Annotated in this window: 15 protein-coding genes; all 15 read left to right on the plus strand. The window is 68.6% G+C overall.

The genetic code is table 11. From position 1 onward, the window contains the following. Window positions 1-42: 42 nt before the first annotated feature. Window positions 43-339 (plus strand): HNH endonuclease family protein, encoded by a 297-nt coding sequence (locus BLR51_RS21400; protein ID WP_089850817.1) that lies wholly within the window; start codon window positions 43-45, stop codon window positions 337-339. A gap of 57 nt (window positions 340-396) precedes the next feature. Next, on the plus strand, window positions 397-783 hold the full coding sequence (gene ybgC, locus BLR51_RS21405) for a tol-pal system-associated acyl-CoA thioesterase (RefSeq protein ID WP_089850819.1): 387 nt from the start codon (window positions 397-399) through the stop codon (window positions 781-783). 253 nt (window positions 784-1,036) lie between these two features. Then, on the plus strand, window positions 1,037-1,732 hold the full coding sequence (gene tolQ, locus BLR51_RS21410; RefSeq protein WP_089850821.1) for a protein TolQ: 696 nt from the start codon (window positions 1,037-1,039) through the stop codon (window positions 1,730-1,732). Between the two features lie 3 nt (window positions 1,733-1,735). After that, window positions 1,736-2,218 carry a protein TolR gene (tolR, locus tag BLR51_RS21415; RefSeq protein WP_089850822.1) on the plus strand — a complete coding sequence of 161 codons (483 nt, stop codon included), beginning with the start codon at window positions 1,736-1,738 and terminating at the stop codon, window positions 2,216-2,218. 9 nt (window positions 2,219-2,227) lie between these two features. After that, window positions 2,228-3,475, plus strand: a complete 1,248-nt coding sequence (gene tolA / locus BLR51_RS21420; RefSeq protein WP_089850824.1) for a cell envelope integrity protein TolA — start codon at window positions 2,228-2,230, stop codon at window positions 3,473-3,475. 139 nt (window positions 3,476-3,614) lie between these two features. Further along, window positions 3,615-4,937 (plus strand): Tol-Pal system beta propeller repeat protein TolB, encoded by a 1,323-nt coding sequence (tolB, locus tag BLR51_RS21425; RefSeq protein ID WP_089850897.1) that lies wholly within the window; start codon window positions 3,615-3,617, stop codon window positions 4,935-4,937. A gap of 103 nt (window positions 4,938-5,040) precedes the next feature. Next, window positions 5,041-5,586, plus strand: coding sequence for a peptidoglycan-associated lipoprotein Pal (gene pal, locus BLR51_RS21430; RefSeq protein ID WP_089850826.1), 546 nt, complete (start codon window positions 5,041-5,043; stop codon window positions 5,584-5,586). A 10-nt stretch (window positions 5,587-5,596) separates the two neighbouring features. Continuing rightward, window positions 5,597-6,430 (plus strand): tol-pal system protein YbgF, encoded by an 834-nt coding sequence (ybgF, locus tag BLR51_RS21435; protein ID WP_089850828.1) that lies wholly within the window; start codon window positions 5,597-5,599, stop codon window positions 6,428-6,430. Next, entirely contained in the window at window positions 6,427-7,791 is a 1,365-nt protein-coding gene (tilS, locus tag BLR51_RS21440; protein WP_089850830.1) for a tRNA lysidine(34) synthetase TilS, read from the plus strand. Before ybgF ends, tilS begins: the two co-directional genes overlap by 4 nt. Window positions 7,792-7,881: 90 nt before the next feature. Beyond that, window positions 7,882-9,795: an ATP-dependent zinc metalloprotease FtsH gene (gene ftsH, locus BLR51_RS21445; protein WP_089850832.1), complete on the plus strand. Its 1,914-nt coding sequence runs from the start codon at window positions 7,882-7,884 to the stop codon at window positions 9,793-9,795. Next, entirely contained in the window at window positions 9,792-10,595 is an 804-nt protein-coding gene (locus BLR51_RS21450) for a methyltransferase domain-containing protein (RefSeq protein WP_375342696.1), read from the plus strand. The genes ftsH and BLR51_RS21450 overlap by 4 nt, the downstream gene beginning before the upstream one ends. Window positions 10,596-10,668: 73 nt before the next feature. Then, entirely contained in the window at window positions 10,669-11,268 is a 600-nt protein-coding gene (locus BLR51_RS21455; RefSeq protein WP_089850836.1) for an MOSC domain-containing protein, read from the plus strand. Between the two features lie 79 nt (window positions 11,269-11,347). Further along, window positions 11,348-13,018: a formate--tetrahydrofolate ligase gene (locus BLR51_RS21460; RefSeq protein ID WP_089850837.1), complete on the plus strand. Its 1,671-nt coding sequence runs from the start codon at window positions 11,348-11,350 to the stop codon at window positions 13,016-13,018. A gap of 69 nt (window positions 13,019-13,087) precedes the next feature. Further along, entirely contained in the window at window positions 13,088-13,384 is a 297-nt protein-coding gene (locus BLR51_RS21465; protein ID WP_089850839.1) for a chorismate mutase, read from the plus strand. 4 nt (window positions 13,385-13,388) lie between these two features. After that, a complete protein-coding gene (gene folD / locus BLR51_RS21470) occupies window positions 13,389-14,282 on the plus strand; it encodes a bifunctional methylenetetrahydrofolate dehydrogenase/methenyltetrahydrofolate cyclohydrolase FolD (protein WP_089850841.1) in 894 nt (297 codons plus the stop codon). Window positions 14,283-14,315: the final 33 nt, after the last annotated feature.

The raw sequence follows: 14,315 nt of genomic DNA on the forward strand, positions 1-14,315 counted from the left end.
AGACTTCTGCCGAACCGCGCGCTCCCCCACAAGAGGCTCCGCATGGCCGACCCGATCTGCCCGCTCTGCCTGCGTCCGATCCCGCCCGAGGCGAAGCAGAGCCTGCATCACCTGATCCCGCGCCTGAAGGGCGGCAAGGGCGGCCCCGTGGTGCGCCTGCACCAGATCTGCCACAACGAGATCCACGCGCGCTTCACCGAGGCGGAACTGGCGCGGCAGTTCAGCACGCCAGAGGCGCTGCGCGCCGATCCGCGCCTGACGGGGTTTCTGGACTGGGTGGCGAAGCGCCCGCCCACATTTCACGCCCGCAGCGCCGGCAAGGGGCGGCGGCGGCGCTGACTTGTCCCTGTCATCCGCCGCGCCTACCCTGTCGCAAAACCGGAGAAGGGCAGCGCCATGGTTCACGACTTTCCCGTGCGGGTCTATTACGAGGACACCGACATGGCGGGCATCGTCTATCACGCCAACTACCTCAAATACATCGAACGCGCCCGGTCGGACTGGGTGCGCGGTCTGGGCATCGACCAGCGCGCGCTGCGCGAGGCGGGGCTGGTCTTTGTCGTCCGCCGGATCGAATCCGATTACCTCGCGCCCGCGCGCTTTGACGACGAACTGCAGGTGCGGACCACGATCCGCAGCATCACCGGCGCGCGGCTGGGGCTGCATCAGGAGGTGACGCGGGCGGGCAAGGCGCTGTTTCAGGCCGAGGTCACGCTGGTCTGCGTCACGCTGGACGGTCATCCCGCCCGGCTGCCCGCGCAGATCCGCGGCCTGCTGCACTGATCCCCCGCCTCTTCTGACCGCAAATATCCCGGGGGGAGGGGGCGCCCGCGCCCCCGGGGGGCAGCGCCCCCCTCTCCCTGTCCTCCGCCGCTGCGATGCCGGGGCAGGGCACCGGCGGGTTCTTGCAAATCCTGCCGCTGCGGCGGCGCGATGACGCCAATGTGTTGGTGTTCACCCTGCAAATCAGGTAAAGCCCCTGTAATCAGAGCCTCGGCACAGAGGCCATTTCATGCCCATGAGGAAGAGCAGGCTTATGGACGCACAAACCCTTGCGGTCGCGCAGGAGATCGACCTCTCCATGTGGGCCTTGTTTGCCCGCGCGACCCTGACCGTCAAACTGGTGATGGTCCTTCTTCTGGTCGCTTCGGTCTGGGCCTGGGCGATCATCCTTGAAAAGGCGGTGACCTATCGCCGTGCCCGGCGCGAAGCGGTGATCTTTGACCGCGCCTTCTGGTCGGGCGAGCCGCTGGACGAGCTGTTCGACGGCATCGGGCCGCAGCCGAAGGGCCGCGCGCAGCGCATCTTTGCCGCAGGCATGACCGAATGGCGCCGCTCGCATCGCGACGATGGCGGGCTGATCGCGGGCGCCCATGCCCGGATCGACAGATCCATGGACGTGGCCATCCAGAAAGAGGCGGAAGTGCTGCAGAAGGGCCTGCCGGTGCTGGCCACCGTCGGCTCCACCGCGCCGTTTGTGGGCCTGTTCGGCACGGTCTGGGGGATCATGCACGCCTTCGTGGAAATCGCCAACCAGCAGGACACCTCGCTGGTGGTCGTGGCCCCCGGCATCGCCGAGGCGCTGTTCGCCACCGCGCTGGGTCTGGTCGCGGCCATCCCGGCGGTGATCTTCTACAACAAGCTCTCGGGCGATTCCGACCGGATCATCGCGGGCTACGAGGCTTTTGCCGACGAGTTTTCCACCATCCTGTCGCGCCAGCTGGACGCCTGAGCCATGGGTGGGGGCGTGATGAAATCGGGCGGAGGCGGCGGTCGCAGACGGCGGCGCCGGGGTGGCGGCGGGGCGCAGCCCATGGCCGAAATCAACGTGACGCCCATGGTCGACGTGATGCTGGTGCTGCTCATCATCTTCATGGTGGCGGCCCCGCTTCTGACCGTGGGGGTGCCGGTGGAACTGCCCAAGACCGCCGCGGCAGCCCTGCCGCAGGACACCGAAGAGCCGCTGACCGTGACCATCACCGCCGAGGGTCTGGTGCAGATCCAGACCACCGACGTGCCGATGGACGAGCTGACCAACCGTCTGCGTGCCATTGCCACCGAACGCGCCGACGACCGCATCTTCCTGCGGGCCGACGGGGCGGTGCCCTATCAGACGGTGGCGCAGGTGATGGGTGCGCTCAACCGGGGCGGCTTTTCCTCCATCGGTCTGGTGACCGATACCGGCGGTCCGACGTTTGACGGACCGGCGGGCAACTGAGGGACCGAGGTGCGTAAAAGCCTCTATATCTCCGGCGGGGTGCATGCCCTGCTGATCCTCTGGGCCGTTCTGGGCCCTGTCTTCCGGCGCGAGCCGCCGGAGGTCGAGATGTCGTCGGTCACGGTGTTCTCCGAAGAAGAGTTCGCGGCGCTGTCCCAGCCCGCGCAGTCGCCCGACGCAAGCCAGGAGGTGGAGGCACCGCCCGCCCCGGAACCGAGCCCCGAGCCCGAACCGAGCCCGGCCCCCGCGCCGGAGCCGGAACCCGCCCCCGTGCCCGAACCGCCCGCCCCTGCGCCGGAACCCGCGCCGGAACCCGAGCCGCAGCCGCAGCCGGTGGCGCCGCCGCCCCCCGTCACCCCGCCCGACACCGCCGAGCCCGAGGCGCCGCCCACCCCCGAGGTGGCCGCGCCGCCGCCGCCCGTTCTGGCCCCCACCACCGCACCGCGCCCCGTGCCGCGGCCCGCGCCGCGCGTGGCCCCCGAACCGGTGGCGCCGCCCGAACCCGACGCCACCGTGGCCGAAGAGGTGCAGCAGGCCGCCGAACCCGCGACCGAAGCCCCCGATGTGGTGGAAGAAGAGCCGCAGGAGGCCACCGCCCCCGAGGAGGCCGCGCCCGAAATCGTGACCGAGGCCGAAGAGCCTGCGGCGGCGGAAACCCCGACCCCGCCCGCGCCTGCCACGCTGGCGCCGGACCAGTCGCGCCGTCCGCTGAGCCGCCCCACCAATCTGGCGCAGCGCCCGGCGCCCGCGCCGGAGACGCCCGCAGAAGCCGAACCGGCGGAACCCGAGGCGCCCGCGCAGACCGCGACCCGCCCCGCCGAACCCGAACCGCCCGCGACCCCCGCCGAGCCGGAAAGCGATGCCGTGGCCGATGCCATCGCACAGGCGCTGGCGGCAGGTGGCGGGGGCGGTGCGCCGCAGACCGGCCCGGTCGGCCCGCCGCTGACCGAGGGCGAGCGCGACTCGCTGCGGGTCGCGGTGCAGCGCTGCTGGGTGGTGGATGTGGGCAGTCAGGCCGCCAACACCACGGTGACCGTCGCCATGGACATGGAACGGGATGGCCGCGTCGTCTCCTCCAGCCTGCGGATGATCGGGTCGAGCGGCGGCGATGCCGCCTCGGCGGAAACCGCGTTTCAGGCGGCACGACGGGCCATCCTGCGCTGTCAGGAAACGGGCTATTCGCTGCCCCCCGACAAGTACGAGCAGTGGAAGACCATCGAGATGACCTTCAACCCCGAGCAGATGAGACTGCGATGACCGTTCACCGGCCAGGACACACCGGCAAGGAATTGCACAGCCCGCGCTCTGCGGCGCTTTGTCCCGGCTTGCGCGCGGCGCTATGGTGGCGCAAAGGCACAGACGCGCCGGGCTCCGCCCCGGCAAGGAGAGCATGACCATGAAACAGATTCTGGCCCTGATCCTCGCGCTTGGCGCGCTGGCTGCCGCCCCGGCTCCGGTCGCGGCGCAGGGTGGCCCGCTGCGCATCGAGATCACCGAAGGCGTGGTGGAACCGCTGCCCTATGCGGTGCCCGATTTTGTCGCCGAAACCGGCGAGGCCGGGCAATATGCCCAGCAGATCAGCCGCGTCGTAGCCGATGACCTGACCGGCACCGGCCTGTTCCGCGAAATCCCGCGCGACGCCCATATCAGCCGCGTGTCCAATTTCCAGAGCCCGGTGCAGTTCGCCGACTGGAAGGCGATCAACGCGCAGGCGCTGATCACCGGCGCCGTGACCACCGAAGGCGGGCGGATCACCGTGAAATTCCGCGTCTGGGACGTGTTCGCGGGCACCGAGCTGGGGCAGGGGATGCAGTTCTCCTCCACCCCGGACGGCTGGCGGCGCCTGTCGCACAAGGTGGCGGATCAGGTCTATTCCCGCATCACCGGCGAAGATGGCTATTTCGACAGCCGCGTGGTCTTCGTGTCGGAAACCGGTCCCAAGGACAACCGCGCCAAGCGGCTGGGCCTGATGGATTACGACGGCGCCAACCTGCAGTTCCTCACTGGGTCGCAGTCGCTGGTGCTGGCGCCGCGCTTTTCGCCCGATGGCAGCCGCGTGCTTTACACCAGCTATGAAACCGGCGAGCCGCGCATCCATGTGCTGGACGTGGGCTCGGTGCAAAGCCGCATCCTGCCCACGCAGGACGGCGTCATGAGCTTCGCGCCGCGCTTTTCGCCCAACGGGCAGCAGCTGCTCTATTCCATGACCCGCGGCTCCAACACCGACATCTATTCCATGGACATCGCCAGCGGCAGCACCCGGCAGCTGACCACCGCGCCGTCGATCGAAACCGGCGCCAGCTTCTCGCCCGATGGCAGCCGCATCGTGTTTGAAAGCGACCGCTCCGGCAGCCAGCAGCTTTACGTCATGCCGGTGAATGGCGGCGAACCCACCCGGATCAGCTTTGGCGCGGGCCGTTATGGCACGCCGGTCTGGTCGCCGCGCGGCGATCTGATCGCCTTCACCAAGCAGAATGCCGGGCGGTTCCACATCGGCGTGATGCGCACCGACGGCTCCGAAGAGCGGCTGCTGACGGCATCGTTCCTTGACGAGGGTCCGACATGGGCGCCCAATGGCCGGGTGCTGATGTTCGCCCGCGAAACCCAAGGCGCCTCCGGTGTCTCCGCGCTTTATACGGTGGACATCTCGGGGCGGAACCTGAAGCGGGTGCGCACCCCCGATGGCGCCTCGGATCCCAGCTGGGGCCCGCTGCAATGATCCGCGCCGGGGTCGCGCGCCACGTCGCGCAGGCCCTAGACATTCCCATACCGCCGCGGCTGTGATAGCCTTGCGGCACTCCCACGAGCAGGACAGTCCACCGATGAAACACATTACCAAGGCCATCATGCTGGTCGCCGTGCTGGGCACTGCGGCCTGCACCAATCCCAACCGCTTCGGGGACGACGCCTATGGCGCGGGTGCGGGCGCCGGTGCGGGCGGCTATGGCGCCGGGTCCGGCGTCGACAGCGGCGTGCTGCCCGGGTCTGCCGGGGATCCCACCTCGCCCGCCTATTTCAGTCAGGCGATCGGGGACCGGATCTTCTTTGCCGTCGACCAGTCCACCCTGTCCCCCGAAGCCCGCGCCACGCTTGACTCGCAGGCGCAGTGGCTGATGACCAACAACGATTACCTTGCCGTGATCGAAGGCCATGCCGACGAACAGGGCACCCGCGAATACAACATCGCCCTGGGTGCGCGCCGCGCCAATGCGGTGATGGAATACCTGACCTCGCGCGGGGTGGCGGCCAGCCGCCTGAAATTCGTCTCCTACGGCAAGGAGCGCCCGGTGGAGATCTGCTCCGAAGAGGCGTGCTATTCCAAGAACCGCCGCGCGGTCACGGTCATCTCCATGGGCCTGACGGGCTGAGGCGATCAGGATGCGGCGGCTCTGCATTGCCCTTTGTCTGGGTGTGACCGCAAGCGCGGCCGCCGCCCAGAATTCCGGAAGCCTGGCGGATATCCGTCAGGATCTTTCGGCGCTGACTTCTGAAATCCAGAAGCTTCGGCAGGAATCCAGCACCACCGGCGGCACGTCGGTGGTGGTCAGCGGCGACATGCTGGACCGGATCAACACCATCGAGGCGGAACTGGCCCGCGTCACCAACCGCACCGAAGAACTGGGCCACCGCATCGACCGCGTGGTGCAGGACGGGACCAACCGGATCGGCGATCTGGAATTCCGCCTCTGCGAGGTGGAGCCGGGCTGCGATCTGGGCAGCGTCGGCCAGACCACCCCGCTGGGCGGTCAGGCCCCCGCCACCTCTGCAGCGCCCGCTCCGGCGCCTGCCCCTTCCACAGAACCGCTGCCGTCGGGCGGTGCCGAACTTGCAGTCGGCGAACAGACGGACTTCCGGCGGGCGCAGGAGGCGCTCGCCAGCGGTGACTTTCGCGGCGCCGCTACGCAGTTTGCGGCCTTTCGCCAGACCTACCCAGGATCTCCGCTAGAACCGGCGGCGTTTCTGGGCGAGGGGCGGGCGCTGGAAGGCGGCGGCGACGTGCGGGAAGCCGCGCGCCGCTATCTGGACGCCTATGCGAACTATCCCGAAAGCGAACCCGCACCGGAGGCGCTGTGGCGGCTTGGCGCGGCGCTTGGCACGCTGGGCAGCACCAACGAGGCCTGCGTGACGCTGGGCGAGGTGGGCACGCGCTATCCGGGCAGTGCCGCCGCCACCGAGGCGCAGGCCGCGCGGGGGCGTCTTTCCTGCCCGTGACCGGCAGTCTTGACCAGCGCTTCGCCGAGGCCATCGGCGCGGCGCTGGGACCGGATTTCCCCACCGACATCGCGCTTGCCGTCTCTGGCGGCGGCGATTCCATGGCCATGCTGACGCTGGCGCATAACTGGACGCGGGTCTGGGGGCTGCGGCTGTGGGTGGTCACCGTGGATCACGGCCTGCGCCCCGAAGCCGCGACCGAGGCCGCGATGGTGGCGGAAGAGTGCGCGGCGCTGGGGCATCCCCATGCCGTGCTGCGCTGGCACTGGGACGGGCAGGGCAACCTGATGGACGCGGCGCGGCGGGCGCGGCTTGATCTCATCAACCGCTGGCGGGGCGGGATTTCCCATGTGCTGATGGCCCATACCGCCGATGACCTCGCCGAAACCTTCCTGATGCGGCTGGCGCGCGGCGCGGGGGGCGAAGGGCTGTCCGCCATGGCGCCGCTGCGGCGGGTGCGCCTGCCCGGTCCGGTCCTGCCTTTGCCTGCCGCCGATGTCACCGGCGCCTGCCCGCCGCAGCCTGCCACGCGGGCCGCAGAGTTTTTCGTCCTCCGCCCCTGTCTGGACATGCGCCGCGCCGAGCTGCGCCATTACCTGCGCACGCTGCACGGGCGCTGGGTGGAGGATCCGTCCAATGACGATCCCACCTATGACCGGGTGCGGATGCGCCATCTGCTGACCACGCTGGCGCCGCAGGGGCTGGGGCCGGACATTCTGGCCGAGGCCGCCCGCCGTCAGGCCCGCGCGGCAGAGGCGCTGCGGGCGCGTGCCGCACAGGTCTGGGAGGCGCTTCGCCCGCCTGCCGCCGGTGCGCGGGCGCGGGAAGGAGAGATCCTGTTCGACCGCGCGGGGTTTCAGGATGTGGAGAGGGACACGCAACTGCGGCTTCTCGCCGCCGCGCTTCGCTTCGTCGCAGGGGCGGCCTATCCGCCGCGCGAAGCCCCGCTGGAGGCGCTGCTGGACCGGTTGCTGGGCGGCGGCGGCGGCACCCTGCATGGCTGCGAGGCGCGCTGCGACCGGGACCGCCTTGTGGTGTTCCGCGAACTGGCTGCGGTCGAGGGGCCGGTGAGCCTTGGCGACGCGCCGGTGCTGTGGGACGGGCGCTGGCAGGTGTTCCGGCCTGATCTCAAGGGCTTGACCCTGCGCGCGCTGGGGGAGGAGGGCTGGCGCCAGCGCCCCCCCGGGCAGGAGCCGCAGCGCCCCCATGCCAGCGCCCGGTCCTGCCCTGCGGTGTTCGATGGCGACCGGCTGGTGGCCTGCGACGTGTTCGGCCCCGATGCAGGTGCCGCCCCGCTGGCGCAGTTCTGCCCGTTCGGGCGCCAGATGCCCAGCTTTCGGTCATTCCTGCTTTCGCGGTGAATCGCATTGAACCGCCGCGCCCGATCCTTATGTTAGGCGGAGCGCGCCCGCACACCGGACGCGCCACATCCGCATGTTAGGAGGCCGTCCTTGGGCAACGCACGCAACATCGCCTTTTGGGTCGTTCTGTTTCTTCTGATCCTTGCGCTTTTCAACCTCTTTTCCGGGGGTGGCAGCACGCTGCAAAGCCGCGAGATCAGTTATTCGGACTTCGTGAAAGCGGTGGATTCGCAATCCGTCAGCACCGTCACCATCGACGGCGAGCAAATCCGCTACCGTGGGAACGATGGCAACGACTACGTTACCGTGAAGCCGGAAGATGCCCAGCTGACCGACATGCTGATCGACAAGGGCGTGACCGTCCGCGCCGAACAGCAGGAACAGTCCGGCTTTCAGGCCTTTCTGCTGAGCCTTCTGCCCTTCCTGCTGCTGATCGGCGTCTGGATCTATTTCATGAACCGGATGCAGGGCGGCGGCAAAGGCGGTGCCATGGGCTTTGGCAAATCCAAGGCCAAGCTTCTGACCGAAAAGCATGGCCGCGTGACGTTTGACGACGTGGCGGGCATCGACGAGGCCAAGGAAGAGCTGGAAGAGATCGTGGAATTCCTGCGCAACCCGCAGAAGTTCAGCCGCCTTGGCGGCAAGATCCCCAAAGGCGCGCTGCTGGTTGGCCCTCCGGGCACCGGCAAGACGCTGCTGGCCCGTGCGATCGCGGGCGAGGCGGGTGTGCCGTTCTTCACCATCTCCGGCTCTGACTTCGTGGAAATGTTCGTGGGTGTCGGCGCCAGCCGCGTGCGCGACATGTTCGAGCAGGCGAAGAAAAACGCGCCCTGCATCGTGTTCATCGACGAAATCGACGCGGTGGGCCGCAACCGGGGCTCCGGTTATGGCGGCGGCAATGACGAGCGCGAGCAGACGCTGAACCAGCTTCTGGTCGAAATGGACGGGTTCGAGGCCAATGAGGGCGTCATCATCATCGCGGCCACCAACCGCCGCGACGTGCTGGACCCCGCGCTGCTGCGTCCGGGCCGTTTCGACCGGCAGGTCATGGTCGGCAACCCCGACATCAAGGGCCGCGAAAAGATCCTTGGCGTGCATGCCCGCAAGACCCCGCTGGGGCCGGATGTGGACCTGCGGATCATCGCGCGCGGCACCCCCGGGTTTTCGGGCGCCGATCTTGCCAACCTCGTGAACGAGGCCGCGCTGATGGCCGCGCGGGTGGGTCGCCGTTTCGTGACGATGGAAGATTTCGAGAATGCCAAGGACAAGGTCATGATGGGCGCGGAGCGCCGCAGCATGGTCCTGACCGCCGAGCAGAAGGAAAAGACCGCCTATCACGAGGCCGGGCACGCCGTGGTCGGCCTGACGCTGCCGCAATGCGATCCGGTCTACAAGGCCACGATCATTCCGCGCGGCGGCGCGCTTGGCATGGTTGTCTCGCTGCCGGAAATCGACCGCCTGAACTGGCACAAGTCGGAATGCGAGGAGAAGCTGGCGATGACCATGGCGGGCAAGGCCGCCGAGATCATCAAATACGGCGAACCCAACGTGTCCAACGGCCCGGCGGGCGACATCCAGCAGGCCAGCGCGCTGGCGCGGGCGATGGTGCTGCGCTGGGGCATGTCCGACAAGGTGGGCAATATCGACTACTCCGAAGCGCATGAAGGCTATCAGGGCAACACGGCCGGTCTGTCCGTGTCGGCCCATACCAAGGAGCTGATCGAGGACGAGGTGCGCACCCTGATCCAGAACGGCTATGACCGCGCCTTCCAGATCCTGACCGAGCGCAAGGAAGACTGGGAGCGTCTGGCGCAGGGGCTGCTGGAATACGAGACCCTCACCGGCGAGGAGATCAAGCGCGTGATGAAGGGCCAGCCGCCGCATGCCTCTGGCAGCACCGGCAGCGATTCCGATGACACGCCCAGCGTCACCGCCATTCCGAAGATGAAGCCCAAGGCCCGCCCGGCTGGCGAAGGCGGGCTGGAGCCCGAACCTTCGGCATGATGGCTGCCGCTGGCACCCCCGACTGGAACCCCGGAACCTATCACAGGTTCCGGGGTCTGCGTTTGCGCCCGGCACTGGATCTGCTGCGCAGCCTGCCGCCCCTGCCCGAAGGCGGGGTGGTGGATCTGGGCTGCGGGGCAGGGGATGCGGGCCCGGCGCTGCGCGCTCTGGGCCGCCCGCTGACCGGCGTGGATCTGAGCCCGGCCATGCTCGACACGGCACGCGACAGCGGCGCCTATGACCGGGTGGATCAGGCCGACATGGCCAGCTGGACCCCCGACACGCCGCCCGCGCTGATCTTTTCCAACGCCGCGCTGCACTGGGTGGGCGACCATCCGGCCCTGCTGCCCCGGCTGGCGGCGACGCTGGCCCCCGGCGGCACGCTGGCGGTGCAGGTGCCGCATCAGAACAACGCGCCGTCGCACCGCATGTGGCTGACGCTGGCGGAGGAGCATTTCCCGGGCCGCGTCGATCCCGACCGTATTCCCGGCGTGCTGCGCCCCGCCGAATATCACCATCTTTTGGCGCCGCTGGGTCAGCTGACCCTCTGGGAGACGGAATATTATCAGGAGCTTGCCCCGCAGGCAGAGGGCCATCCGGTGCGCCGCTTCACCGAGGCGACCTTTGCCCGCCCGGTGCTGGAGCCGCTTGATCCCGAAGAACAGGCGCGGCTGATCGCGGCCTATGAGGCGGTGATGGACTCGGTCTATCCCGCCGATGCGCAGGGCCGCGTGCTGTTTCCGTTCCGGCGGATGTTCTTCACCCTGACGTTACAGGACTCTTCCGCAAATTCTGCGTGAAGCCGCGCGGGCGGGGTTGGTGCCGGGCCACGCTTTGGCGCAGTCTGCCGCCAGACCTAGCAAGGAGACTGGTATGCCCGCCCTCAAGCCCACGGATTTTTTTGCCCGCATCACATGGCTGGGGCAGGTGACGGGGACCGGCAAAAGCATCCGCTCGGTTCCGGCAGAGGCGCTGGATCTGGATTTCTCCGGCGTGCCTGCCGACCGCCATGCCGGGCTGACGCGGCCCTCCTGTTCGCGCGTCACTTCGCAGCATCCGCGCGGCACGGAAATCCGCAACGCCCGCCAGATCTCCATGGTCTCCGCCGAGGAGATGGCAGAGATCGCCGCGCGCATGGATCTTGACCGGCTGGCGCCGGAATGGCTGGGCGCCACGGTCATCGTCGAAGGTCTGCCGGATTTCAGCCATGTGCCGCCCTCGTCGCGGCTGCAGGGGCCGGATGGCGTGACGGTGGTGGTGGATATGGAAAACCGCCCCTGTTCGCTGCCCGCGCGCGAGATCGAGGCGGATCATCCCGGCCTTGGCAAGCGGTTCAAAAGCGCGGCACAGGGGCGGCGCGGCGTCACGGTCTGGGTGGAACGGCCCGGGCGGCTGGCGCTGGGGGACGTGCTGCGCCTGCATATCCCGCATCAGCCGGTCTGGGCCTGTCTGGACGAGGCGCGGCGCGACTGATCGCGCCCAAACCGCGTGACTTGGCCCCATTGCTGCGGCTATGCACTGGCCCAGACAGACCACAGCCGGAGCCAAGCCCATGACCAGCGACCTCGACATTGCCCGTGCCGCGAAAAAGCGGCCCATTCAGGAAATCGGCGCGCGGCTGGGGCTGGAGGCGGAGGATCTGATCCCCTATGGCCATGACAAGGCCAAGCTTTCCACCGAAACCCTGACCCGGCTGGAGGGCCGCGCGACGGGGCGGCTGATCCTTGTCACCGCGATCAACCCCACCCCGGCGGGGGAGGGGAAGACCACCACCACCGTCGGGCTGGGCGACGGGCTGCAGGCCATCGGCAAGAAGGCGGCGATCTGCATCCGCGAAGCCTCGCTCGGGCCGAATTTCGGCATGAAGGGCGGGGCGGCAGGCGGCGGCTTTGCACAGGTCGTGCCCATGGAATCGATGAACCTGCATTTTACCGGGGATTTCCATGCCATCACCGCTGCGCATAACCTGCTGGCGGCGATGATCGACAACCACATCCACTGGGGCAACGCGCTGGACATCGACCTGCGCCGGGTGGTCTGGCGCCGGGTGCTGGACGTGAACGACCGGGCGCTGCGCGATGTGGTCACCGGGCTTGGCGGGCCGCAGAACGGCTTTCCCCGGCAGGGCGGGTTCGACATCACCGTGGCCTCGGAAATCATGGCCTGCCTTTGTCTTGCGGAATCGCTGGAGGATCTGCAGGCGCGGCTGGGGGCGATGATCGTGGCCTACCGGTCCGACCGCAGCCCGGTGCTGGCGCGCGACCTGCAGGCGGATGGCGCCATGACCGTGCTGCTCAAGGATGCGCTGCTGCCGAACCTCGTGCAGACGCTGGAACACACCCCCGCCTTCGTGCATGGCGGGCCCTTCGCCAATATCGCCCATGGCTGCAATTCGGTGATCGCCACCCGCGCCGCGCTGCGGCTGGCCGATTACGTGGTGACCGAGGCAGGCTTTGGCGCCGATCTGGGGGCGGAGAAGTTTTTCGACATCAAGTGCCGCAAGGCCGGTCTGCACCCCGACTGCGTGGTGCTGGTGGCCACGGTCCGCGCGCTCAAGATGAATGGCGGCGTGGCGCGTGCCGATCTGGGCGCCGAGGATGTGGCGGCGGTGACGGCAGGCTGCGCCAATCTGGGCCGCCATATCGAAAACCTCAAGGGCTTCGGCGTGCCGGTGGTGGTGGCGATCAACCATTTCGCCGGCGATACCGAGGCGGAACTGGCCGCCGTCCGCGATTTTGTCGCCACGCAGGGGGCGGAGGCGTTTCTCTGCCGTCACTGGGCCGAAGGGTCCGCCGGGATCACCGCGCTGGCAGAGCGCGTGGCGCAGATCGCCGACAGCGGCACCGCAAGCTTTGCGCCGCTTTATCCCGATGACCTGCCGCTTTGGGACAAGATCGAAACCGTTGCCCGCCGCATCTATCGCGCAGCCGAGGTTCAGGCCGATCCGAAGATACACGCACAACTGAAGGAATGGGAGGCGCAGGGCCACGGGGCGCTGCCGGTCTGCATGGCCAAGACGCAGTATTCCTTTTCCACCGATCCGACCAAGCTTGGCGCGCCCGAAGGCCATGTGGTGCCGGTGCGCGAGGTGCGGCTGTCGGCGGGGGCAGGCTTCGTGGTGGCGATCTGCGGCGACATCATGACCATGCCGGGCCTGCCGCGGGTGCCTGCGGCGAATTCCATCGGGCTCAATTCTGCGGGCGAGATCGAAGGGCTGTTCTGACCGGCGGCGCGGGCGTTGAACATTCCGCCGCATCGCGGCATTAGGGGCGCAGCATGACAGGAGGACGGGATGACGGATCCGGCCAGCTTGCGCGACATGACCGAGTTGCGCGCCGAAATCGACGCAACGGACAAGGCGCTGGCGGCGCTGCTGGCGCATCGCGCCCGGCTGATCGACCGCGCCGCAGACATCAAGGCGGGCAATGGCCTGCCTGCCCGCATCACGTCCCGTGTCGACGAGGTGCTGGACAACGCGCGTGCCAATGCCGGTGCCTGCGGGCTGGATCCCGATCTGGCCGCGGATCTCTGGCACCGGCTTGTGGAATGGTCGATCCGCCGCGAGGAAGCGGCTCTGGGACGGGAGTGACGGCATGACGGCAGCGATCATCGACGGCAAGGTCTTTGCGGCGGGCATCCGTGCCCGCGTCGCAGAGCATGTGACCCGGCTCCGGCAGGAGCATGGCATCACCCCCGGTCTGGCGGTGGTGCTGGTGGGCGAGGATCCCGCCAGTCAGGTCTATGTGCGCAACAAGGGCCGCATGACCGTCGAGGCGGGCATGCAGAGCTTTGAGCACCGCCTGTCCGCCGAGACGTCGGAGGCGGATCTGCTGGCGCTGGTGCAGCGGCTCAATGCCGATCCGGCGGTGCATGGCATTCTGGTGCAGCTGCCGCTGCCGGGCCATATGAACGCCGATCTGGTCATCAACGCCATCGACCCCGCCAAGGATGTGGACGGCTTCCACATCTCCAATGTCGGACGTCTTGGCACCGGGCAGAAGGCGATGGTGCCCTGCACGCCGCTGGGCTGCCTGATGCTGCTGCGCGACCGGCTGGGATCGCTGTCCGGGCTCGACGCGGTGGTGATCGGACGGTCGAACATCGTGGGCAAGCCGATGGCGCAGCTGCTGCTGGGCGACAGCTGCACCGTCACGCTGGCGCATTCCCGCACCCGCGACCTGCCTCAGGTGGTGCGCCGCGCCGATATCGTGGTGGCGGCGGTGGGCCGTCCCGGCATGGTCACCGGCGACTGGCTGAAGCCCGGCGCCACGGTGATCGACGTCGGCATCAACCGGATCGAGACCGCCCCCGGCGAGACCCGGCTGGTCGGCGACTGCGATTTCGACAGCTGCGCCAAGGTGGCAGGGGCCATCACCCCGGTGCCGGGCGGAGTGGGGCCGATGACCATCGCCTGCCTCTTGGCCAATACCGTCACCGCCTGCTGCCGCGCGAAGGGGATCCCCGAGCCCGAAGGGCTCACGGCTTAAGTCGCCCGAAGGGCTCACGGCCTAAACCGCCCG

Origin of the sequence: Salipiger marinus (assembly GCF_900100085.1) — a bacterium.
Classification (GTDB): domain Bacteria; phylum Pseudomonadota; class Alphaproteobacteria; order Rhodobacterales; family Rhodobacteraceae; genus Salipiger; species Salipiger marinus.